We start from the raw sequence: 22,026 nt of genomic DNA, 5'->3' as shown, positions 1-22,026 counted from the left end.
TTTGAGTGCGGGAGACAGGAAGCGAGTAACTGCTGTGTTACGTTCTGTATCATTGTCTGATGGTATTCCGCATGCCAGAAAATCGCACCCTCTTCCATACCGCTCTAATCTGCCGCTTTCCAATCCCTTCAGCTCATTTGGCCGATTTTTTGCAGTCCTCAAGTAGCGATTCCCTTGAGACTCACCCCAATGATCCGGCCCTCGTCACGCTTTGATAACGCCCATGGTCGCCACCTGTTCCCTGCAGGTGGTTCGGCTCGCGCGTTGCCAAGTGGCGCCATGAAGGTCTTTCTTCGTCGGTCCGTCTCGCCATCTCCCGTTGTTCTCCAACGACTTCCGGCTTGCGTTGCCGCCAAGCAGAACGGTTTCTGGCAAATAGTCAGCTGACCCTTTCCCGTGCGTTTGACGCGTCCTGTGCCATGCCTGCTCCAGCGGGCGTGCCGCCTGTCTTTATCCGCTGAGCCGTTGGCAAGCTGTTGTTGCGCTTGCCGGGGAAGCTGCACCCGGAAGAACGTTGATGAACACTGAAACCGCAATCCTGCTGGTCGATCTACAAAAAGAAGATCAATTCGCGCTCCCGCGATTTGAGCAAGTGATCAAGAACGCCGCATCGGTCATCGATGCCGCTCGTAGCCTGAACATTCCGTTGTTCTACACGCGGCATATCAATGATGCCCATGGCCGCGACTTGATGCTGGGTGAGCCCGTCGATGAACTGGGCCGGCCCACCACCTATCTGGCGGGCACCGCCGCTGTGGAGATTCTCGATGAGCTTGCGCCCCAGGCGGGCGATGTCGTGATCGACAAGCATCGCTACAGCGCTTTCCATGGCACTCGGCTGGCCCAGATGCTCGGCCGCAGGGGCATCAAGCACTTGGTGGTCATGGGCGTGCTGACCGATGTGTGCGTCATGACCAGCGTGTTCGACGCGTATCAGCGCGACTTCCAAGTCACTGTCGTGGCCGACGCCTGCACGGCGACCACCGCTGCCGCCCACTACTCGTCGTTGCTGATTCTTTCCAACTGGATCTACGGGCTGGAGATTTTCTCTGCGCAGCAGTTGCTGCGACGTTGGCAAAACCAGCCAGCGGTCTCGCTCCGCACCGCGACGCCCGACCATCTCGCCTTCCTGCCAGAAGCGTTCGTAGAAGCCATCGAGCATCTCGAAAGCCGTCTCGTCAACGATCGCTAATCGGAGAGAACAATCATGAAAGTTGAAAACAGAAGCATTGATTTCATCCCCGAAGACGAACGCTATGGCGAGCCTCGCTCGTTGTTCTTCGTATGGTTTGGCGCCAACGCCAACATCACCACGGTCGCCGTCGGCGTATTGCCGATCAGCCTGGGCCTCAATCTGTTCTGGAGCGTGCTCTCGATCCTTGTCGGTTCCATGATCGGCGCGGTCTTCATGGCCTCGCATTCCGCGCAAGGGCCGCGGTTGGGCATTCCGCAGATGATCCAGAGTCGCGCGCAATTCGGGGTGTTTGGCGCCATTGTCCCGCTGTTGTTCGTGATGTTGATCTACCTGGGCTTTTTCGTCAGCAACACGCTGTTGGCGGCCCAGGCCGTTGCGACGGCAAGCCCGTTCAGCAACGAAGTGAACATCATCCTGCTCGGCGTGGTGTGCTTCCTGGTGGCCTTGGTCGGCTACCGGTTCATCCATCGTTTCCAGAAGATCCTTTCGCTGGTGTCCATCGCGGTCTTCGGTTTCGCCACCGTCCTGTCCCTTGCGTTGCCCATCGAACCCGGACAGTGGACACCGCAAGGGTTCAGCCTGGTGAGTTTCCTGGCCTCGGTGAGCATTTCGGTGACTTGGCAACTGTCCTATGCGCCTTACGTTGCCGATTACTCGCGTTACCTACCAACCCGCACGTCCACCCGCCAGGTGTTTTGGTACAGTTATTTGGGAACGGTCATCGGCGGCAGCTGGATGATGGTGCTGGGCGCAATGCTGGCCAAGGGCGTGGCCGGGTTCTCGGATAATGTTGGCTTGAACCTGGTCGGGCTCATGGGGGGAGGGACGTTGTTGATGTTCGGCTTCGTGCTGTACGGGCAGGTCGCGATCAACGTGTTCAACCTGTACGGCGCGTTCATGTCGACCGTGACGGTGGTCGAGCCCTATGCGCAACTCAAGGTCACGCCGCTTGTACGCGCGGGGTTCATGTTGGTCATCTGCGCCGCCGCGACCGGTTTGTGCACGCTGGCCCAGAATGACTTTTTGCAGTTCTTCCTGAACTTCATTTTCTTCATGAGCTACTTCCTGATCCCGTGGACGGCGATCAACCTCGTGGACTACTACGCCTTGCGCAAAGGTGTCTATCGGATCGCGGACATCTTCGAACCGGACGGTATCTATGGTCGGGTGAACTGGATCGCGGTCAGTGTATTCCTGATCACCATCGTGCTTGAAATCCCGTTCATGAGTACCTCGTTGTACACCGGTCCGGTTGCCAGTGCCTTGCAAGGGATCGATCTTGCCTGGGTCGTCGGCTTGCTGATTCCCGCCGGTGCCTATTACGGCTTGATGAGCCGCTATAGATGCGCAGTGACAGCGCCTGTCGAGACTTGACGGCGAGCGATGATGCCTGGGGAGTCGAACGGATCGATCGCCCAAGGCAGCATCAGCGTACCCGACTGCGACTCTGCACCGACAGGTCCAGGGCTTTCTGCATGTCCAGCCGCGCCGAGCGGCCCACGTCCTTGTCGTTGAGCTGGTAATTGCGCTCCGACGGCAGGATGGGCGCGGTGAGGTCTTCGCCGTCCATTCGTTCGAAATCATGGTTGTCGCCGATGGTCATGGCGCTGCGCCGCAGGAGCATGCGCAGCTGTTCTGGCTGAAGTTCTGGATTGATCGACAGCATCGCCGCCAGCAGGCCCGTGACCATCGGCGTGGCGTAGGACGTGCCGCAATGCACCGCACCGTCCTCGCTCGGCATTGACCGTAGAGGCGTGGGTGCAGGCGGCCGCGGTGATGTCGACGCGCATGTCGATGTTCGAGGAGCTGCGCTTGACCGCGTAGCCGGGGTCGTCGACGGCGACTCCGGCCCGTTCGTTGCGCTGGTGCCCGCCGACCACCAGCAATTGCTCGGTGATGAACGAGGAGGGCAGGCGGTATTCGTCGGTGCCCGAAAAGGAGGAGCCGTTGTCGCGCGGAGTTCACCACCACCACGTCGGGATGTTCCTTGCGCAGCCACAGGAAAAATTCCTCCAGCAATTCTTCGTAGCCGCCCATGGCGATGCCCGAACGCAGCAGCGAATCCACGTCATCGCCTTTGACATCTTTCGCCCCCACGCGGTGAATGCCCCAGCTCCAATTGAGCACGCGCACGCCGTCCTCGACGAGGTTCACCGAAGCGGCGATGTTGGCGGTGATCCCCGCATCGGAATTGCGCTCGACGATCACCTCGAAGCCACCGCTGGCCTTGTCCAGGCCCCGGAGAAAACCGCTGTTGCCGCCATCGTTCCAGCGCGCCGCGAGGATCCCGGCCACGGTCGTGCCGTGGTTGTCCGGCTTGTCCGCATCGCGGGCGTAGACGCAGGTGCGCGGCACCGAGCAGGGGCCGAGGTAATCGGCAAAATCCGCCGTGTCGAAATCCACGTCGCGCTCGATCAGGCCGATGCGCACCGGTTGCGGTCGGATCGGCGACTGCTGTCCGGGGATGCGCCGCTGGTAGTAATGCACCGCGTCGAGAAAGCGATTCGCCGCCCACTCATCCGAGTCCTGGGCCGGTTTTTTCGGCTCGTCAGGCTGGGCGGGCGCTTGCTCGGCCTCTTCCGCCCCTGACTCCTCGATCACCACCGCATCGACGCTGGTCTCGCTGCCCAGGCGCAGCACCAACGCATCGCGATGCACCAGATCCTTGGCCGGCAGGCGCAGCTGATACACGTTCAGCGGCGCTATACTGCCGACCACCTTCGCGCCATATTTGCCGGCAAGCCGCTCAGCCTCCTGGCGGCCATCGTGACTTTCCTCGATCAGCACGCTGACCAGATCCACATAGGTGGTCAGGCCGTCCATGTTCTTCGCCACCTCGTTCGGCCCAGCGGCGAGCACGTGGCTGTTGCCCATGGTTAGCCAAACGGCATTGCTCAGGCGTGGGCCGTCGGCCAGCCAGAGCGGACCGCTGTGGTAATCGGCGCTGTCCAGGCGCAAGCGCAGGCTTTGTCCTTCACGCTGGATGCTGTGGGCAGGAATCGTTTTCTCGCCCAGTTGCAGTTGTGGCGTTGCGTCACCCAGCCCACGTGCGGTCAGGCACCATTCCTGACGCTGGCGTTCGAGCAAGTCGCCGCAGCGCTTCAGGCCTTCCAGGCGCAACGGTTCTTGCGCGGAGGCGGTCGTGCTGGCTGTCCAGATCAGGAATGAGGCGAGGGCGACGGATCGTAAGCGCATGGGTGGAGTTCTTTGCTGGGGTTTGCTGTTCCGACCGCTGCGTCGATGGCTTCGTTCAGGCGTCCCTATCGAGCGTCATCGAAATGGAACAACCGAACCCGCACCGCAATCCGATTCATGAGCGTTTGAGGAACAGGGGAGTCCCATGTCTCGTCCACCCATGATCGGAATCATCGCCTGCTCAGGCAAGATCGGCCCGCACACCGTCCAGCTCAGCAACGACAAATACGCCCAGGCGGTCGCCACCGCCGCAGAAGCGCTGCCGGTGATCCTGCCGGTGTTCCCGGCGCTGATCGATCCTGCCCACGTCATTGCCGGCCTGGACGGGCTGCTGTTCACCGGATCGCCGTCCAATATCGAACCCCATCACTACGGTGGTCCACCCAGCCCGCCGGGCACCGAGCACGACCCGGCCCGGGACAACCTGGCGCTGCCGCTCTGGCGCGCCGCGGTCGAAGCGGGCCTGCCGGTGCTCGGTATCTGCCGTGGGTTCCAGGAAATGAACGTCGCCTTCGGCGGCTCGCTCCATCAACAGCTCGACGGCCCTGGCGCCGAACATGAACCGCCGAGCAACGAACCCGTCCAGGAACAATACGCCCGCAACCATGCCCTGACGGTGCGGCCGGGCGGCGTGTTGGCGCGGCTGGGGCTCAAGGACGTCATCGAAGTCAACTCCGTCCACGGCCAGGGCATTGCGCGGGTGGGGCAGGGCTTGCGCGTCGAGGCCGTGGCGGAGGATGGGTTGGTGGAGGGCCTTTCGGTGGAGGGCAGCCGGGCCTTTGCGCTGGGGGTGCAATGGCATCCGGAGTGGGAGGTGATGGAGAACGCGGATTATCGAGCGATTTTTCGGGCGTTTGGGCAGGCGTGCAGAGAGCGGGCGGGTTACGCCGGATCGTGACAACAGACGCAGAGCTTGTTGCCTTCAGGGTCCCGAAAGTAGGCCCCGTAATAATCCGGGTGATATTCAGGGCGCAGGCCTGGAGGACCTTCGCAGCGGCCGCCCAGGGTCAGCGCCAGGGCATGAGTGTTACGCACGACCTGTCTATCGGAGGCCAGCAGGGCGATCATTTGCCCGTTTCCCGCCATCGCCGGTTCGCCGTCATAGGGTTTGCCAAGTACAAAAAGAGGACGTGGGTTGTCAGGGTGCATCCAGCCCGCCCATGGGCGTTCAAGGTCTTTGAACTTGAGTTCAAGGCCGAGCGCTTGCATGACCTCTTGATAAAACGCAAACGCTCGCTGGAAATCGTTCGCGCCGATGCACACATGTGAAATCATCTTTTCATCCTGGAAAGGGGAAGGCCTGTTTCCACCATAGCAGCGTCTCCTCAAGGATTGGCCTTCATCCGTCCTTCGATCGCCATGCGCAAACAACCCCAGGCGATCACGCCGATGACCAGCAGCTCGGCGATACCGATAAGCACGTGGAATGAAAAGGTCATCGGCTGCTCCGCCCAATAGAAGGTTGTCGGGCGGGAAATGCCAATGCGCAGTCGTCCGGTAAACAGCGAGGGCACCAACGTGATGATGCGGGTCAGCTCGAACACAGCCAGGAACGCGCCAATCAGCGCGAGCAGGGCGCGTGCGGGTGTGCCCAGTTGCTCAGTCGTCTCCGCCGAAGGCGTCGGCGCCTTTGCTTTGCGCTGCCTGGCGATTTTCGCCGGGGTCGGAGCAGGCCGGTAGGCGGCCTTCGCAACGGGTGCCGAACCCACCGTTACCTCGCTGGGCATTGGTATTTGCAGGTAGTCGCTTATCTCACGCAGCCATAGGTCGGTGCGTTTGCTTCCCGGTACGATCGGAACGTTGCTGCTCGTCAGGCGATGGGTGATGCCATCTCGCATCACCAGCCACAGTTGAGTGGCGGCTGGCTTGGCCTCCGGGTGGCGGCGCAGTTCGAAGTGTTTGGCGGCGTCGATCCTGAACACCGAATGCACCCGCTCACGGCGTCCGAAAAAGTTCTGGGTGCGGCGCTTGCCTTCGCCGTCGAGACGCGACAACAGCAAGGTCTCGCGGGTGCCGGTGTAAACCAGCAGCGCCAGGCCCAGGGCGGGAATCAGCAGCAGCCCGAGCACGAGCAGGAGCGAGGACAGCGGATCCATGCCTGCTGGCGAGGAGCCCGCCTCCATGATTGCTAGCACGGCCGCCCCAGGAAAGATCAAGGCCATCGCGCTTGCCAGCAATACGAATCCGCTCTGCACCCAATTGATCGAGTGGATGTGCAGGTCATCGCGCGCGGTGCGCTCGAATTGATATCCGATCAGCATGCAGGGCTCCTGATGCGCCGCTTGGAGAACGCCGAAGGGCTGCGCAAAGCCGCAGGCGACGATCGTGTTCCGGGCAGCGGAGAATACCTCATGCGGAGGATCACGTAGAACATTGGGTGTGGGTAGGCAACGTCGCCACAGCTATCCTGCAAAGGAGTACATCGGCTCAAAACCGACGCGTTGGTGACACCCGAAAAAGCCTCACGTGGACATCGCTTTCTGGTAGGCGTTGATCAGGTTGTATCTACCTAGTTTTTGGATGACCAGGGACTCGGCGCCGGTCTTCAGGCCAGTCATTGTCTGAAAGATATAGCCCGTGACAGGCGCTTTGTCGTTTATCAACGCATCCAGGATCTTCTCGACCAGCGTGCTCTTTGCATATTGGTCAGCTGTGGAGGAGCTGGCAAGTCTGTAGTCGTCGCTAAATAGTCCAATCAGGCACCTGAATATCCACATGGGCGACATTTGCTGTCCATAGAGCGTGTTTGTAAGTTTAGCTCCCAGGCTGCCTTTTGATTCTATTATCAAATACTCTTCGACGGCCCCGCTTGACATGTTTCTACGGATCCAGATCTGATCTATTCCGTTGGTCCTTCCTGAGGCGGCTTTGCCAATTTTCATCTGGTAGTCCTGACCCTGAATAGTCAGCAGGTATTTGGTTGCGGCGTACTCGCCGCGGGCTTCTGCAGTGCCCGCATCATTCAAATTATTAAGATGCGTTCTAACACGCCTGGCTGAGTAGATATCATGGTGAACGAATCTCTCCCATCCAGGCTGGCTCGCGCCGAAGGAACCAAAAACCCAGGATTTGACATTTCGCATAAGGTCAAAGTTGGCGCGGTTGCGGTCGACGATTTCGTTAAATCGTCGATTGAATTCAGCGGGTGGAATCTGGCGCATGTCCCGTGAGGTAAAACCCTGTTGGGCTTCCTCTTTGTTCTCCATGAACCACTGAACCCTTTCTGCAAGCCAGTAATCCTGGATATTGAATACAACCGCTGCCGAGACCGCTTTATTGATATGTTTGGGGCCCGTGTGTCTGGCGTCTCTCCTGATAGCTTGCTTGATTTGTTCTTCGTCGGTTGAGTCCAGAAGAATCAGCTGGGTTGCAAGATGGGTGGAGCCGATATTGGCCCCATATCTGTTCTGGTACTGATTGACCACATGGTCATCGATCTGGTTATTGGATTTGACGATGGCGATTGAGCCGACGGAGGTATAGGGGTAGGCCTGGGCAGACAGGGCAAGCTGATCCCCCCCGCGTGCATCGAAGTGCAAGATTTCTGTGCTCTCAACTGTTGCGATAGGGTTGCAGTACCTGAGTATCTTGTCGTTGAGCGCGTCCATGGAGTCATAGCTTGTCAGCTTGTTCATGTTCGTTTTCATCCTCTGAAATGAACGTCCGATGGCTCCAAAATAGTTCATGGTCGTGTTCCATGCCAGAAAGGTTCAACTGGGCTCAATTGTCACGTCGAGTTTGGCCCTACATCGGTCGATGAAAACGGAGCGACCGGTTCAGGAAACGTCCTACATCGCCACTCACATCCCCTGCGTTAGCGTCCGTCCTGGATTTTCAGGATGAGATTCGCGACTTGTGACCACACGCCCAAAAGACCTGCCCAAGGTTCGTAATCCACGTTCCGGCGAAGGGCACAACATCTCCTATCGGGACATGACGTCCAGCGAGCTGGCGGACTACGAAACCCTCCAGCGCGGCCATGAAGCCATGCTCGCCCGACAGGCTGCCTATGAAAACGAACGTTGGGCCACGGTGGAGAAAAAGCCTCTCGTCATCACCGGCTCCGTGTTTGCCAAGAGCTGCAAACTGCCCAACGGAATCATCGACTACAGCAACCCCAACGGCTTCGTACCGCCGGACCTGGTCAAACAGTACGGCGATCTGACGTGGCTCGGCGGCCGAAGCGCCGACGCTTCGGGAAGCGTTCCCCTCAAGCAAATCGGCTCAAGCGCAATACCCGTCGCCTTGGGCCGACTCGCACTGGGAGGTTCCGCTGTGCCGGCGGCTGGCGCCGCTACTGGCACGGTCGGCGCGGCGTTGTTGACCGGCATCGTCGCCTTGCTCTGGCCCTCCAACCTGGGCGACAGCGCTCTTTACAGCGAAGAGCAGCTACGCCACCTCAAACAAGCCCGCACCCGCATGCGCCTGAGTATCGAGCAGCAGGCCGACGGCAGTATCAAGGGCTACGGCTTCTACACCGGCCAGAACCGTGGCTGGGAAATGGTCGACGTCGTCCACCTCACTCCTCGCGGCGACCAATACATCGCCGACCTGGGCGACGGCATCGAACTGATCTGGACCCCAGCCTCCGATCCCTCCGACACCCTTGGCATCCCTGCGTTGGATGCCGCGCCCCAAACGCCACACATCTGGATCTACCCACCGACGCCGGTGGCGGACAGCATCATCGTCAACCCGATTTATCCGCCAGAGTACAAGGATTTCGTCCTTGTGTTTCCGGCGGATTCGGGGGTTCGGCCGGTTTATGTGGTTTTGAGCACGGCTCACCTCAAGTATTTCCCAAAACCGGACTTTCCAACGGCGTTCCCAAGTGCAAAATGGGCCCCGCCCAAGACTCGCATGAAAGGCGGAGGACTGCGTCCACGCTGGAAGGATAAAAACAATATTTATGAATGGGATTTTCAACATGGCGCAGTAGAAAAATACGACAAGCGAGGGAAACATCTGGGTGAGTTCAACCACATTACAGATGTCCAGACGAAACCAGCCAACCCAACGAGGTGGATTGAACCATGAACCACAAAATAATGGGCATCATTGACGGGGATGACTTCGCTTCTTACGAAACAGCGCTCATCATTGATGGCCGAGAACTGGCAACAATAATGAACTGGACTGGACAGGAGGAGCAACTATACGACTATGAACTGACTGCTTCTCAAATTAATGAGTTGGAAGCCGCCTGCTCGATAATACTGCCAAGAAACCTAGTACTTTATCTCACTACCAGCGGGAACCAGCCTGGGGGAAAATCATAAAAATCGGAGGGGTGAGAAAGTTTGCGACCCGATTACCGGCAAGCGAACCAAACCCGCCTGGCCTGCAACGAAGGTAAAAAATCAAGCCCGCCGTTGAAATTTTTGACAGCCCTAAAGGTAGAAATGTTTATAAGTGGGGCTCTAGGTATGGAAGTGGAGTTGTATCGTGCAAGCGATGGAAGCCACTTAGGTGCATTCAGCCATGAGACAGGGATTCAAGTAGGACCGATCCGAAAAAATCGTAACATCAAAAAATATCTGTGAGGGTTCGATGGGTTTGAAAATCAGATTGGATTGGTATGACAAGAGAACCGAGTTGGGTGAAGGAAAGGAATATTCGAGGGATATGGGCGACGATATGTCAGCAATTACCGCGCTGGGGTTGGGGAGCGAGCCAAGGATATACGACGGAGGTTTTGATGTGCTCGAAGAATGGATCCCGCTTCTTCAACCCCTCTTCAATCACTCAATCGCTCCTGAGCAGTTTGATTACCAGATCTCATTTCGTTACCGAGCAGCGTGGTAGCAGCGGGGCAGCTCGTCCTTTCGAAGGGTATTTTTCTGGCAGTGGGGTGCCGTGTCTTACTTCTCAATAACGGGTTTTTATCCCGACGACAGAAATGACGATTCATTGCAGTTTGAAATGGACATAAAAAATGCTGAGCAGAATGAAATGCTCGCCCAAATAACCGAGGGGAAATCGTTCGGCGAAGTCGGCCCTGGAGAGCTAGAAATAACAAACGCGCAGCTAAGGGATATAGGACGGGTACTGGGGGTGGAGTTCCCCGTGGGATTGGAGTACTACATCGGAAGTTGTATCGATGCCTGAGAAAAGCACCAAAAAGGAATCGTATGGGTCTCAAATTGCGACTCGAGTGGTATGGCAAACGAACAGAGTCTTTCGAGGGGGAGGAGTATTCAGAGGATTTGGGTGACGACGGCGCTGTTGTCGAGGCTTTAGGTCTTCCAATCGAGAATAATATTAATAACGGAGGCTTCAATGTCGTCTTGGAATGGGTGGCGATCTTGCAACCCCATTTTCAACACTCAATTGATTGGGGTGGCTATGGCTATCAGATAGCCTTCGACTATCGAGACAGTTGGTGATCCCCGCGTAAGGTTTTTCAAAGGTATTTTCAAGCAATAGCGCTTGGATCATGCCTGCCTGCCGCAAAAGGCGCAGTCCTGAAACAGATCCGAACTGTTTCAGGACCAGAAAGAATCCGCCCTTAACTAGAAACTGTACTTGGCCGTCAACATCATATTCCGCGGATTGCCATACGCATCCCCCCCATAACTCGCAGAGTTGGCGATAGTCGAGTAGTAGCGGCGGTCAAAGATGTTGTTGGCGTTGACCTGCAAGTCCAGGTTCTGGTTGACCCTGTACCCGGCCATCAGATCCGTGACGGCATAGCTGCCCTGTTCGAGGCGGTACTTGCTGCCGTTGGCCAGCGGAATGTCGTTGTACATCCGGCTCTGCCAGGAGACGTTGCCGCCAACGCGCAGTTTTTCCAGCGGGCCTTGGAAGCGATAGTTGGTGGTCAGCTTGAAAAGATGTTCCGGCGTGTCAGTGTCGAACTGCTTGTTTACATTCTGTGGATTGGCGGCGTCCTTGATGGTGTGGGTTCGCGCGTAGGTATAACCACCGCCGACCTGCCAGTTTTCGGTCAATGCGCCTTGCACTTCGAAGTCGATCCCCTGGCTGCGAATCTTGCCTGAGGCCTCGTTGCAGGTTGTCTGCGGACAGTTGGGCACGACCACCTCTACTGCGCGGTTTTCCTGGTCGATCCGGAACAGCGCAACGCTCGCATTCAGCGCGCCATCAAAGTACTCGCCCTTGATCCCGACTTCATAATTTTTACCTACGATCGGCTTGACCGGGGACCCGGACCTATCCTTTGCGCTCTGCGGCGTGAAGATGTCGCTGTAGCTGACGTAGACCGAATACTGGTCGTCCAGGTCGTAGATCAAGCCGGCGTAACGGGTGACGTTTCGAGTGACCTTGTAGTCGCCCTCGCCATCATGGTTATCGTAGTCGTACCAGTCCAGGCGTCCGCCGAGGATCAGCTTCAGCGGGTCGGCCAGGCTCAGGCGTGTGGTGAGGTAGACGCCGTCCTGGGTGGTTACCTCGCGCTGGTTGTTCGTATGGACGAAGTTCGGTTTCCCGGCGTTGATCGGCCAGTTGGTGTCGTAAGGGTTGTAGCTGTGGGTGGTGTCGTCGTAGATGCGCTTGCTCGCGCCCACAACCAGTTCATGGGTGCGTCCGAATACCTCGAAAGGGCCGCTGGCAAAGGCGTCAACGCCGGCCTGGTTTTCGTCATGAGCGGCCTGGTAAACCGTGCGGGCCAGCGTGTTGTTGACCCAGCGCGATTGGTAAGAGCCGGAGAACAGGGCGTTCTGTTCTGAGTAGTTTGCGTTGAGTTGGAGGCTCCAGTCATTGGCCAAGCGATGTCGTACTTCGGCAAATACTGTGTTGATCTCCTGGTCCTTGTTCTCCCAATCCGTTCCCGGGTTGTAAGAGCGCGGCAGGTCGAGGTGATGACCGTCCTGGCCGATCATCGAGGAACCCCAGAAGTAATTGGTCTTGTCCTTCTGATGGGAGAAACCCAGGGTCAAGGTGGTGTCTTCGCTCAGGTCTGCTTCGGTGACCGCATAGAACAGGCCGTGATTTTCCTCGACATCATCGATAAAACTGTTGGCGTCGCGGTATGAGGTCACGACCCGGCCACGCAGGGTGCCGCTGTCGTTGAGCGGGCTGGACGCATCGACCTCTCCACCGTAATCGTCCCAGCTGCCGGCGGTACCGGTCAGGGTGAGTTTCTGTTCGGCCAGTGGGCGCTTGCGGACCATGTTGATCGCGGCTGACGGGTTGCCTGCCCCGGTCACCAGGCCTGTGGCACCGCGCACGATCTCGACCCGATCAAACATTGCCAGGTTGGGCTGGGCACCGACCGAAACGCCGTTGTAGCCGGTCGGGATCCCGTCATACATCAGGTTATCGATTTCGAACCCGCGCGCCTTGTAGGTCTGCCGGCCAGGGCCGCTGGAAAAATCCAGGAACAACCCGGGCGTCGCCTTGACCACGTCGTTGATGCTGGTCATCGCCTGGTCATCCATACGCTGACGCGTGATGACCGTAACGGCTTGCGGGGTTTCACGCATGGTCAGCGGGAGCTTGGTTGCCGTCGACATCGAACCGGTTGTATAGGATTCGGTGCCTTCCGTTGTACTCCAGAGTTGGTTGCTCGTGACTTCGGTCGCGCCCAGTTCCAGCGTGGCCGGTGGGGTGTTCTGGGCGGCGGCGCTGTTGTCATCGGCGTAGGCGGGAGCCAGGGAAGCCATGCAGATCGCCATGGCCAGGAGATTACGGGTAGGGGTGAAATAACGCGGGGTGGTGGTGCAAGTCGACATGAGTCGGTCCTGAGATGCTAATGATTGTGAGAACGATTAGCATTCAAGTGTCTCAGGATTTTTCTGAACGATAAAGCCTGCGTTGGCTGGAATTGCCGACGTAGAGCTGTGCGCTGCGAATCCTCTATCATGAGCCGACGTTCATGCTCCGTGTTTTTTCACACAACTCCCCGGAACCGTATACATGAGAGATCTGCCGCCAACCGCCACATTGCGGGCCTTTGAAGTCGCCAGCCGGCACCCGACGTTCACTGCGGCTGCGGATGAATTGCACGTCACCCAAAGCGCGATCAGTCATCAGCTCAAGCATCTCGAGGCGCTTTGGGGATTGCAGTTGTTCGAGCGTGGCAAGTCATTGAGCCTGACGGCGGCGGGGGCTGCGCTGGCGCCCATCGTGCGGGAGTTCATCATGAGCCTGGAGGCGACGTTGAGCGATTTGCGCGAGCAGAAAGGCCGGGTCCGACTCAGCGTCAGCACCACGTATTCCTTCGCGCTGAAGTGGTTGCTGCCACGCTTGCCAATGCTCTCTCGCCAGCATCCCGAGCTGTTGGTCTCGCTGGACACCACGGACAAGGTCATCCACTTTTCCAACGGCCAGGCCGATGTCGCGATCCGGCTCGGCAAGGGCATCTATCCTGGCCTGTATTCGGAGTTCCTGTTTGGCGAGCAGGTGTTTCCGGTGGCCAGCCCCGATCTGCTGCAACGCTTCGGCACGCCCTACGGCCCTGCCGATTTGTTGCATTTCCCGCTGCTGACCCGGGATGGCGCCGAGCTGGTGCCGAAGTGGGAGGCCTGGTTCCAACAGGTCGGGCTGGCGTTCTTGCCGATCAAGGAAAGCGTGCGGTTTGGTGACACCAACATGACGGTCGAAGCCGCGCTGCTGGGCCAAGGCGTCGCGTTGGTGCGCAGCGGGCATGTTGAAAACGAAATCAGCGACGGCCGTCTGGTGCGGTTGTTCGATGTGCCGTTCCCATCGCCGCTTGCTTACTACTTCGTGTGTCCCAAGGGCATCGAATCGCAGCCGCACATCGTCAGCTTTCGCCAATGGCTGATCAGCGAAGCGCTGAAAGTCCAACGAATCTATGGGTGAGGTATGAAGGCCTGCTCATGCCGCAATGAGCAGACTTCGCTGTAGTCCACGCCATTGGCTGCCTAGAATGGCGACCATGCCTACCCATATCGTCTTCCTGGTTCTTTTTGCCGCACTACTGCATGCCAGTTGGAACGCATTGCTGCGTGGCGGTGCTGATCGGCTGTGGTCGATGACGGTAATGTGCATTGCCATCGCCGTCACCTGTGTCGTCGCCGCAGCGTTCATGGTGCCGCCAGCGGTTGAAAGTTGGGGCTATGCGCTGCTTTCGGCGTTGCTGCATGTCGGCTACAACCTGTTCCTGGTGCGCAGCTACCGGGTCGGCGACCTCGGGCAGATCTATCCGATTTCCCGAGGCTCATCCCCGGCGCTGATCACCCTGGGGGCCGCCATTTTTGCTGGCGAGACCATCACCCCCGGCGAGATGCTGGGGATTGCGCTGGTATCGGGCGGTATTATCTCGCTGGCCTTCAAGGGCCGCAGCCTGTCGGTTCCCAGCTTGCCCTACGCGCTGGGAACCGGTTGCTTCATCGCGGCCTACAGCGTCGTCGACGGCATGGGTGCCCGGCTCTCCGGCGCTCCGCTTTCCTACACGGTGTGGATGTGCGCCTTATGGGGCGTGCTGATGCCGGCCGTTTACATCGGCCTGCGCGACGCCCGCAGCTTGTTTTCGCTGCGCCCCGGAATATTCTCCGCGTTGGCCGGCGGACTGGTCTCGTTGCTCGCCTATGGCATCGTCATCTACGCCATGAACGAAGCGCCGTTGGGCGCGGTATCGGCACTGCGCGAAACCAGCGTGCTGTTCGCGTTGCTGATTGGCTACGCATTCCTCGGCGAGGCACTCACCGCGCGCCGGATCCTGGCGTGCGCAGTGATCGCCAGCGGCACCCTCATCATTGGCTAGGAGGTATTTCAATGGATAACGTCTCGCCCGCACCGCTGATCCTGATAACCGGTGGAAGTCGCGGGGTGGGCGCCGCCACCGCCCGGCTCGCCGCCGCAAAAGGCTACGACGTCGCGATCAGCTACGTCGCCAACGAACCCGCGGCACTGGCCGTGGTGGCGGATGTGCAGGCGCTGGGATGCCAGGCGTTGGCCGTGCGGGCCGACAGCGCGGACCCCGGGCAGGTCGATGAATTGTTCAAGGCCATCGACCGGGCGTTCGGGCGGATCGACGTACTGGTCAACAATGCCGGGGTGCTGTCCACCCAGTCACGCCTGGAGGACCTCGGCTTCGAACGCATGCAGCGCATCTTCGCGGTCAACTCCATCGGTCCGATCCTCTGCGCCCAGCAAGCGGTGAAGCGCATGGCCTACCGGCACAACGGCCCGGGCGGCGTGGTGATCAACATCTCTTCAGCCTCGGCGCGCCTTGGCAGTCCCCACGAATACGTCGACTACGCCGCCTCCAAAGGCGCCCTGGAGACGTTCACCATCGGGTTCGCCAAAGAGGTGGCCCGGGAAGGCATCCGCGTCAACTGCATTCGCCCCGGGCACATCTACACCGACATGCACGCCAGCGGCGGCGAGCCGGGGCGGGTCGATCGCGTCAAGGACTCGATTCCCATGGGCCGGGGCGGCCAGCCGGAGGAGGTGGCGCGGGCGATTCTGTGGCTGGCGAGCGCGGAGGCGTCGTTCGTGACCGGGACCTTCCTGGATGTGACCGGGGGGAAAGTGAGCCGTCGCCGTTCGCTGGGAATCGACACCTCGCTGGTCGCTTGAAACGGCTTGCCGGCCGCCTCCGCGATCACGGGCGAACCCGCGATCCGGGAAGCGGCATGACCCAGGGATCAGGGTTTGAGCACCACTTTCACGCAGCCGTCTTTCTTGTCCCGGAAGGTGTTGTACATGTCCGGTCCGTCTTCAAGGCTCACGGTGTGGGTGATGACGAAGCTCGGGTCGATCTGCCCTTCCTGGATGCGCTTGAGCAGGTCGTCGGTCCAGCGATTCACGTGGGTCTGCCCCATCTTGAAAGTCAGGCCCTTGTTCATGGCGGCGCCGAATGGAATCTTGTCGATCAAGCCGCCATACACCCCGGGAATGGACAGCGTCCCGGCGGGGCGGCAGACGTACATTATTTCCCGCAGCACGTGGGGGCGGTCGGATTCCAGCATCACCGCTTGCTTGACCCGATCATAGATGGAGTCGAAGGAACGGGTCGCATGGGACTCCATGCCCACCGCGTCGATGCACTTCTCGGGCCCCTTGCCAGCCGTCAACTCGGCCAGGCGGTCCAGCACGCTTTCTTCATCGAAGTTGATGGTGATGGCGCCACCGGCCTTCGCCATCGCCAGGCGCTCGGGCACGTTGTCGATGCACACCACTTGCCTGGCCCCGAGGATCACCGCGCTGCGCACCGTGAACTGGCCGACCGGGCCGGCGCCCCAGATGGCCACGGTGTCGGTTGGCTGGATATCGCATTGCACGGCGGCCTGCCAGCCGGTGGGGAAGATGTCCCCAAGAAACAACACTTGCTCATCGGTAAGCCCCTCGGGAATCACCACCGGCGTGAAGTCGGCATAAGGCACGCGCACGTATTCGGCTTGCCCGCCGGGGTAGCCGCCGGTGAGGTGGGTATAGCCAAACAGACCCGCCGTGGTGTGACCGAAGGCCTTGGCCGCCAAGTCCTTGTTGCGGTTACTGCGCTCGCATACAGAGAAGTTACCCCTGCCGGCACTGATCGCATTCACCACAACAAATCGTAAAGGGCACCACGACGCGATCGCCGATCTTCAACTTCTTGTTGGCCGAGCCCACTTCCACCACTTCACCCATGAACTCATGGCCCATGATGTCGCCATGCTTCATGCCGGGCATGAAACCGTCATACAGGTGCAGGTCCGAGCCGCAAATGGCGCACGACGTCACCTTGATAATCGCGTCTCGCGGGTCTTCTATCGTGGGGTCGGGGAGATGGTCATCACAACGGATGTCTTTCTTTCCATGCCAGCGTAGCGCTTTCACTTGGGTATACCTCCTAGGTGGGGACGGTACGGTCGCTACGATCAGGCTCGTTGCGGACCTCCTGACATTTTCGGTTGGAGGAGGGGGGAGTAGTTCAAAGTAATGGTTGGGGAGAGCGGGGGGAGGCGATGGGCGGTTGGGGGACGGGTAGTCACCGAAACACCAGAAACGGCTTACTGGATTTCGTGCGTATTCATCCGCCACCTACACTCCACCTGTTTGACTGACCGCTACCTTCCTTGGAAATCGCGCAATAAGGATTACGCACATGGATGTTGGATTGGCTCATGCAATCGAGGCCGCTGAAGGCGAGTATTTGTGTTCCCGCGTTGAGAGCTTGTTACGGATAAGTGGAAATCCTTTCGGTGCCCGCGTGTTTTTCAACGAAGCTTTTCCCTGCTTTCAAGTGAAAGCATCAGCCAGCCCGATGTTCAATCGCATCTACGGCGACAGTACCGACAGCCCCCAACAACTGTTGAGCTTGCTCATGGAATCAGCGGAATATTCGACCGTAACGCCTCTTATCGGGAAGACCTCGACGTTGAAGCAGTACGTTTTTGTGGGAGAGAGGCGATTAGAACGCCTGAAGGGGTGGACGCACCTGCAACTCGCGTGCGCCATCAAGGACGTGGTCTTGAGCCCCCACTCGTTTGAGGTCGAGGAGGCCACCTTACACACGCTTCCTGAGTTCGCAGCTGTGCATGCGAGCGGATTTCATACCAAGCCAGAGCATCGTCAGTTAAGTCAGGCCTCTTTTGCAGGGCTACTGTCAAATGATCGTCTGAAAATCTACGTCCTTAAAGCTGATGGAGATGTAGTTGCAGGAGCGTTGATGTACCTGGCCAGCAATGGGGTTGCCTACCTCGGGACGGCTGCCACCCGAAAAGATGCACGAGGCTTGGGCTACCATGGAGCCCTGATATCTCACCGGATAGAGCAAGCGAAGAAGCACGGGAGTTTGGTGGTCGCCGCAACGGCGCTTCCCAGCTCGCAAAGTCGCCGTAACTTGCAGCGCATGGGGCTGGCGGTATCTCACGTTCAAGCGCTTTATCGCTTGACGGATCGTTGAGGTATGCCAGTGCAGGAGCGTCTGCTTTTGGCCGATTCTGTTGAAAAAGTAGCTCCCCTATCTGACCTGCGGCAAAATTGCTTCATTGGCCGGTGGGGGATCACAGAGCATGATGGGACAGTTATCGAGTGGGCAGGAGCGGCTGTTTTACTCGTTCAACCTTGAAGATCACATCCCAGCCAATCATCTTCTGCGCAGCATTGATCAGTGTCTCGATCTGAGTGACCTGCGCCATTACCTCGCCGATTTCTATAGTCCGATTGGGCGTCCGTCGATTGATCCCGAACTGATGATCCGCATGCTGATCGTCGGCTACTGTCTATGGCATCCGCTCCGAACGACGGTTGTGCGAAGAGGCCCATTTGAACCTGGCGTATCGCTGGTTCTGCCGGTTGAGCCTTGAAGATGAAGTGCCCAACCACTCGACCTTTTCCAAAAACCGACACGGCCGTTTTCGGGACAGCGATCTGTTTCGCTGGCTGTTCAATGAAGTGCTGCGTCGTTGCATGGACGCCGGCCTGGTCAAGGGCGAAGGCTTTGCCGTGGACGCCAGCATCATCAAAGCGGATGCCAGCCGGCAGCGCGGTGTACCGGGTGATGAACCGGTCAACTGGAGCGATCCGGCCCTGAGCACCCGCGCCGTGCGTGAGTATCTTGAGGCACTCGATGAAGAGGCTCTGGCCGAAACGCTACCGAAGCGCCTGTCGCTGATCCTCAAGCCCGCTGGACCGCAGCTCCAGGCGGCCCAGCGTTCTACGCTTACTCCACGAATTATCTGATCGATACCGAGCACGGCGTGATCATGGATGTGGAACCCACACCGGCTCATCGAACCGCAGAAGTCGAGAGCACCAAGACGATGATCGATCGGGTCGAAGCGCAGTTCGACATTAAGCCGGAACGCCTCATTGGCGACACCGCTTACGGTACTGCGCCGATGCTGGCCTGGATGGTGGAGGAAAAAGACATCGAGCCGTATGTGCCGGTGTGGGACAAAACCGAGCGCAAGAACGACAGTTTTTCGAGTAACGATTTCCACTGGAATGAAGAGGCTGAGGAATACCGCTGCCCAGCCGGCAACGTATTACGCAGCGAATGGCGAGCCTTCAAGAACGAGCGTTCGCACGTCACCAAAGCCAACACCATCATCTTCCGATCCCGGCAGACCGACTGCGCTACGTGTCCGATGAAAGCCAAGTGCTGCCCGAACACTGCGTTCCGCAAGATCGCTCGCAGCGTCCATGAAGCCGCTCGCGATGTGGCTCGGCGCATTGCAGCAACGCCGGCATATCAGCGCTCTCGCCACGAACGTAAAAAGGTCGAAATGTTGTTTGCCCACCTCAAGCGCATCCTGAAATTGGATCGCCTGCGGCTACGTGGCATGAGTGGCGCGACGGATGAATTCACGCTGGCCGCTGCGGTGCAGAACCTGCGACGGCTGGCCAAATTTTCATCTCAAGGGCCACCAGTCGCGGGATAGGTGCGCCTGCACCAAGCAAAAAACCTCAAATTAACCCAATAACAGAGCAGCAAAGGTCACCGAAGGGCCGAAACACCACTCTATGTGGTGAGTAGGTTCTCCGGTGGTGGTCGTGCCTGAGTTCAGGCCATTTGAAAATCCGACTTTTTCAACAGAATCGGCCGCTTTCTGCCCTTGATACTCCTAGGATCCAAAGCGCAGAAAACGTCCAGAGAATCCATTCCAGCCGGTCATTTGGGCCAAAAAAACGGGCGTCTCCAACGCCCGTTCCCTCATCAACCCTCTGCCTTCTCCTGAAGCCGCCGTCCGATGACCTCCAACAAATCACACCCATCCCGCAAGGGGATGACCAACAACTGCGCAAAGTCCGATAACACAACCGTATCGCTACCAAGCTCAGCTCGAAACGCAATATTTTCCAGAACCTGTGTCACAACGCGGATACGGTAATCAGCCGTAGCATGCAGAACATCAAGCGGTGCCTGACTATCAATCAACAGCGAAGCCGGTGAGCAGTCGATGCCGGTGATGGGGATGTATCTTTCCATGGGATTGCTCCGATCAGATTAATGGACTGATCCGATACTTAGGTCGCCAAACCTGACCGCCCTTCAAGGCGACGCAACGACTATAGTTTTCAGCCCGAACCTCGAACAGGTATCCGATTCCGAGAATTGCGTAGGAATCGTCATCACTCACTCCCAACGAACCCCCAACACAATCCCCTGCGCCTTGAACCCTTCAAGCGCCGCCACCCCCATTGGCATGATTTCCCGCACCGTCACCCCAGCCATCTCAGCCAACGCAACCAGATGCTCCCGCCCTCTGCGCCGATGCTCCATCAGCGATACCAACAACCCATAAGCCAGCGGCGCAAGGCGTGAAAAAGTCACCTGCCCAGCGCGGCGCTGTAGCAGGACCAACGTCGAAGCCGCAGGTTTTTCACGCGGTTGATAATCCGGCCCAATGTCGCACACCGGCCATTCATAGGCATGCGCTTGCACGAGTTCCGACACCACGGGCGTTCCCTCGATCAGGTCGCCGGAGGGGTTGTGCGACGGTTCCACCGCGTCGCTCAGCAGCAGGGCGCTTTCGCTCCATTCGTGTTGGGCGAGTTCGGGCAGCCAGGGCGGGAGGTCGTCCAGGTCGGTGTGTTGTTCCAGGTAAGTGACGAACTCGCCGGCCAGTTTTGTGAACAGCGGCGTCTGGCAGCGGTAGTTGGCGTAGAAGTCGTGGACCAGCCATCGCCAGTCGGCGGGCGGCAGGGTTTGCTGGATGACCGGGAAGCTGGCGGCCAGCAGTGATTCGATGCTGCCGATGAACAGTTGGCGGTAGATGGCCAGGCGGCGGGCTTCGAGCCCGGGCGGTGGCGATTGGAGGGGGTTGCGCACGTAGCTGGCCATGCAGTTGAGTTGTTCAAGCAGTTGATCAGGCATGGCGGGCCTCCGGGATTACCGGACAAGCGCGTTGTTGGAGCTGTTTGATCTGCCCGACTTCGGCGAGCAGTTCCGACAAGGGCGGGAAGTTGAAGTCGCGCTCCAGCAGCGTCGGTACGGGTCCGAATCGTTGGTAGGTCTGGTGCAGCAGCGTCCAGACGTCTGGCTTGACGGCGGCGCCATGTGTGTCGATTTTCAGGTCGTCGGCTTCGTCGTAATGGCCGGCAACGTGCAGGTAGGTGACGCGTTGCGCAGGGAGGGCTGCCAGGAACTTCTCGGCGTCGTAACGGTGATTGATGGCATTGACGTAGAGGTTGTTGACGTCCAGCAGCAGGTCGCAGTCGGCTTCCACGAGCACCGCGTTGATAAAGTCGATTTCGCTCATGGCCTGGAAGGGCGCGGCGTAGTAGGAGATGTTTTCCACGGCGATGCGTTGGCCCAGCTCGTTCTGGGCCTGGCGTATGCGGGCGGCGACGTGGTGGACGGCTTCTTCGGTGAAGGGGATCGGCAAGAGGTCGTAGAGGTGACCGCTGTCGGAGCAGTAGCTCAGGTGTTCGCTGTAGATCGCCACGGCGTAGCGATCGAGAAATCGACGTGTGCCCCGCAGCAGGTCGAGGTCGAGGGATTGGGGGCCGCCGAGGGACAGCGACAGCCCATGGCAGGTGATGTGGTGCCGTGCGGCCAGTCGGTCCAGTTGTTCGGCGTAGACGCCGCCGACGCCGATCCAGTTGTCCGGGGCGCATTCGAGAAAATCCACGGCGCCCGGGGCCATCTCCAGCAGGTCGCCAAGCAGGGCGCGGCGCAGGCCGAGCCCGGCGCCGATGGGGGAAGTGAAGGTATTCATCGCGGTTCTCCAGGGATGACCAAACCCTCCCGGCGTGCATGTCCGGGAGGGTCGGAGCGAAGG

General features: G+C 59.0%; 21 protein-coding genes and 4 pseudogenes. 14 read left to right on the top strand and 11 right to left on the bottom strand.

Features of this window, described 5'->3' with window-relative positions:
- Positions 1 to 517 precede the first annotated feature (517 nt).
- Together AB4N42_RS20920 and AB4N42_RS20915 are read left to right on the top strand one after the other, a co-directional pair.
- Positions 518 to 1,192 carry a cysteine hydrolase family protein gene (locus AB4N42_RS20920; protein WP_323155489.1) on the top strand — a complete coding sequence of 225 codons (675 nt, stop codon included), beginning with the start codon at positions 518 to 520 and terminating at the stop codon, positions 1,190 to 1,192.
- Between the two features lie 15 nt (positions 1,193 to 1,207).
- Positions 1,208 to 2,569: a purine-cytosine permease family protein gene (locus AB4N42_RS20915; RefSeq protein WP_460115259.1), complete on the top strand. Its 1,362-nt coding sequence runs from the start codon at positions 1,208 to 1,210 to the stop codon at positions 2,567 to 2,569.
- Between the two features lie 52 nt (positions 2,570 to 2,621).
- Here AB4N42_RS20915 and AB4N42_RS20910 read toward each other — a convergent pair whose 3' ends face one another.
- The 3 genes and pseudogenes from AB4N42_RS20910 to AB4N42_RS20900 form a co-directional block, all read right to left on the bottom strand.
- The gene (locus tag AB4N42_RS20910) at positions 2,622 to 2,798 is read right to left on the bottom strand and encodes a hypothetical protein (protein ID WP_460116425.1); all 177 of its coding nucleotides are present in this window, start codon (positions 2,796 to 2,798) and stop codon (positions 2,622 to 2,624) included.
- Between the two features lie 39 nt (positions 2,799 to 2,837).
- Positions 2,838 to 3,194 (bottom strand): annotated as a pseudogene (locus AB4N42_RS20905) (hypothetical protein); the annotation flags it as partial.
- A 143-nt stretch (positions 3,195 to 3,337) separates the two neighbouring features.
- Positions 3,338 to 4,018 (bottom strand): annotated as a pseudogene (locus AB4N42_RS20900) (peptidase S8 and S53 subtilisin kexin sedolisin); the annotation flags it as partial.
- 517 nt (positions 4,019 to 4,535) lie between these two features.
- On the opposite strand from AB4N42_RS20900, the gene AB4N42_RS20895 reads away from it, so the two are divergent.
- On the top strand, positions 4,536 to 5,288 hold the full coding sequence (locus AB4N42_RS20895) for a gamma-glutamyl-gamma-aminobutyrate hydrolase family protein (protein WP_258650515.1): 753 nt from the start codon (positions 4,536 to 4,538) through the stop codon (positions 5,286 to 5,288).
- On the opposite strand, the gene AB4N42_RS20890 is transcribed toward AB4N42_RS20895, so the two are convergent.
- The 3 genes from AB4N42_RS20890 to AB4N42_RS20880 all read right to left on the bottom strand — a co-directional run bounded on the left by AB4N42_RS20890 (position 5,273) and on the right by AB4N42_RS20880 (position 8,025).
- The gene (locus tag AB4N42_RS20890; protein ID WP_030142270.1) at positions 5,273 to 5,665 is read right to left on the bottom strand and encodes a VOC family protein; all 393 of its coding nucleotides are present in this window, start codon (positions 5,663 to 5,665) and stop codon (positions 5,273 to 5,275) included. The two genes, AB4N42_RS20895 and AB4N42_RS20890, sit on opposite strands and share 16 nt — an antisense overlap.
- A gap of 50 nt (positions 5,666 to 5,715) precedes the next feature.
- On the bottom strand, positions 5,716 to 6,651 hold the full coding sequence (locus AB4N42_RS20885; RefSeq protein WP_431145677.1) for a hypothetical protein: 936 nt from the start codon (positions 6,649 to 6,651) through the stop codon (positions 5,716 to 5,718).
- 201 nt (positions 6,652 to 6,852) lie between these two features.
- Positions 6,853 to 8,025 (bottom strand): hypothetical protein, encoded by a 1,173-nt coding sequence (locus AB4N42_RS20880; RefSeq protein WP_258650517.1) that lies wholly within the window; start codon positions 8,023 to 8,025, stop codon positions 6,853 to 6,855.
- A 220-nt stretch (positions 8,026 to 8,245) separates the two neighbouring features.
- Here AB4N42_RS20880 and AB4N42_RS20875 point away from each other — a divergent pair, with 220 nt between their 5' ends.
- The 6 genes from AB4N42_RS20875 (at position 8,246) to AB4N42_RS20850 (ending at position 10,776) form a co-directional block, all read left to right on the top strand.
- Positions 8,246 to 9,427 (top strand): S-type pyocin domain-containing protein, encoded by a 1,182-nt coding sequence (locus tag AB4N42_RS20875; protein WP_460115258.1) that lies wholly within the window; start codon positions 8,246 to 8,248, stop codon positions 9,425 to 9,427.
- Entirely contained in the window at positions 9,424 to 9,669 is a 246-nt protein-coding gene (locus AB4N42_RS20870; protein WP_460115257.1) for a DUF7683 domain-containing protein, read from the top strand. Before AB4N42_RS20875 ends, AB4N42_RS20870 begins: the two co-directional genes overlap by 4 nt.
- A 123-nt stretch (positions 9,670 to 9,792) precedes the next feature.
- A complete protein-coding gene (locus tag AB4N42_RS20865; protein WP_460116409.1) occupies positions 9,793 to 9,933 on the top strand; it encodes a colicin E3/pyocin S6 family cytotoxin in 141 nt (46 codons plus the stop codon).
- 7 nt (positions 9,934 to 9,940) lie between these two features.
- The gene (locus tag AB4N42_RS20860) at positions 9,941 to 10,195 is read left to right on the top strand and encodes a cloacin immunity family protein (RefSeq protein WP_258650523.1); all 255 of its coding nucleotides are present in this window, start codon (positions 9,941 to 9,943) and stop codon (positions 10,193 to 10,195) included.
- 51 nt (positions 10,196 to 10,246) lie between these two features.
- Complete coding sequence (locus AB4N42_RS20855) at positions 10,247 to 10,498, top strand: pyocin S6 family toxin immunity protein (protein WP_323176288.1); 252 nt, start codon at positions 10,247 to 10,249, stop codon at positions 10,496 to 10,498.
- Between the two features lie 23 nt (positions 10,499 to 10,521).
- The gene (locus AB4N42_RS20850; RefSeq protein ID WP_460115256.1) at positions 10,522 to 10,776 is read left to right on the top strand and encodes a colicin E3-like toxin immunity protein; all 255 of its coding nucleotides are present in this window, start codon (positions 10,522 to 10,524) and stop codon (positions 10,774 to 10,776) included.
- A gap of 126 nt (positions 10,777 to 10,902) precedes the next feature.
- On the opposite strand, the gene AB4N42_RS20845 is transcribed toward AB4N42_RS20850, so the two are convergent.
- Positions 10,903 to 13,080, bottom strand: a complete 2,178-nt coding sequence (locus AB4N42_RS20845; RefSeq protein ID WP_460115255.1) for a TonB-dependent siderophore receptor — start codon at positions 13,078 to 13,080, stop codon at positions 10,903 to 10,905.
- Positions 13,081 to 13,264: 184 nt separating this feature from the next.
- Here AB4N42_RS20845 and gcvA point away from each other — a divergent pair, with 184 nt between their 5' ends.
- From gcvA to AB4N42_RS20830, 3 genes are all read left to right on the top strand, one after another.
- Positions 13,265 to 14,170 (top strand): transcriptional regulator GcvA, encoded by a 906-nt coding sequence (gcvA, locus tag AB4N42_RS20840; protein ID WP_431145673.1) that lies wholly within the window; start codon positions 13,265 to 13,267, stop codon positions 14,168 to 14,170.
- A 76-nt stretch (positions 14,171 to 14,246) separates the two neighbouring features.
- Entirely contained in the window at positions 14,247 to 15,074 is an 828-nt protein-coding gene (locus tag AB4N42_RS20835) for an EamA family transporter (protein ID WP_431145672.1), read from the top strand.
- Positions 15,075 to 15,085: 11 nt separating this feature from the next.
- Positions 15,086 to 15,892 carry an SDR family oxidoreductase gene (locus AB4N42_RS20830; protein WP_460115254.1) on the top strand — a complete coding sequence of 269 codons (807 nt, stop codon included), beginning with the start codon at positions 15,086 to 15,088 and terminating at the stop codon, positions 15,890 to 15,892.
- A 68-nt stretch (positions 15,893 to 15,960) separates the two neighbouring features.
- Here the strand turns inward: AB4N42_RS20830 and AB4N42_RS20825 are convergent.
- Positions 15,961 to 17,134: pseudogene (locus AB4N42_RS20825) on the bottom strand (zinc-dependent alcohol dehydrogenase).
- Between the two features lie 268 nt (positions 17,135 to 17,402).
- Between AB4N42_RS20825 and AB4N42_RS20820 the strand changes: the two are divergent.
- On the top strand, positions 17,403 to 18,203 hold the full coding sequence (locus AB4N42_RS20820) for a GNAT family N-acetyltransferase (RefSeq protein WP_258650534.1): 801 nt from the start codon (positions 17,403 to 17,405) through the stop codon (positions 18,201 to 18,203).
- Positions 18,204 to 18,312: 109 nt separating this feature from the next.
- Positions 18,313 to 19,683 (top strand): annotated as a pseudogene (locus tag AB4N42_RS20815) (transposase).
- Between the two features lie 275 nt (positions 19,684 to 19,958).
- Here the strand turns inward: AB4N42_RS20815 and AB4N42_RS20810 are convergent.
- The 3 genes from AB4N42_RS20810 to AB4N42_RS20800 all read right to left on the bottom strand — a co-directional run bounded on the left by AB4N42_RS20810 (position 19,959) and on the right by AB4N42_RS20800 (position 21,963).
- Positions 19,959 to 20,231, bottom strand: coding sequence for a hypothetical protein (locus AB4N42_RS20810; protein ID WP_258650536.1), 273 nt, complete (start codon positions 20,229 to 20,231; stop codon positions 19,959 to 19,961).
- Positions 20,232 to 20,378: 147 nt separating this feature from the next.
- Complete coding sequence (locus AB4N42_RS20805; protein ID WP_460115253.1) at positions 20,379 to 21,119, bottom strand: HvfC family RiPP maturation protein; 741 nt, start codon at positions 21,117 to 21,119, stop codon at positions 20,379 to 20,381.
- Positions 21,112 to 21,963, bottom strand: a complete 852-nt coding sequence (locus AB4N42_RS20800; protein ID WP_460115252.1) for an HvfB family MNIO-type RiPP peptide maturase — start codon at positions 21,961 to 21,963, stop codon at positions 21,112 to 21,114. The genes AB4N42_RS20805 and AB4N42_RS20800 overlap by 8 nt, the downstream gene beginning before the upstream one ends.
- Positions 21,964 to 22,026: the final 63 nt, after the last annotated feature.

This window comes from Pseudomonas sp. H2_D02 (assembly GCF_054677635.1).
The sequence above is the reverse complement of the archived record's forward strand: the minus strand, read 5'-3'. Positions and strand labels throughout refer to the sequence as shown.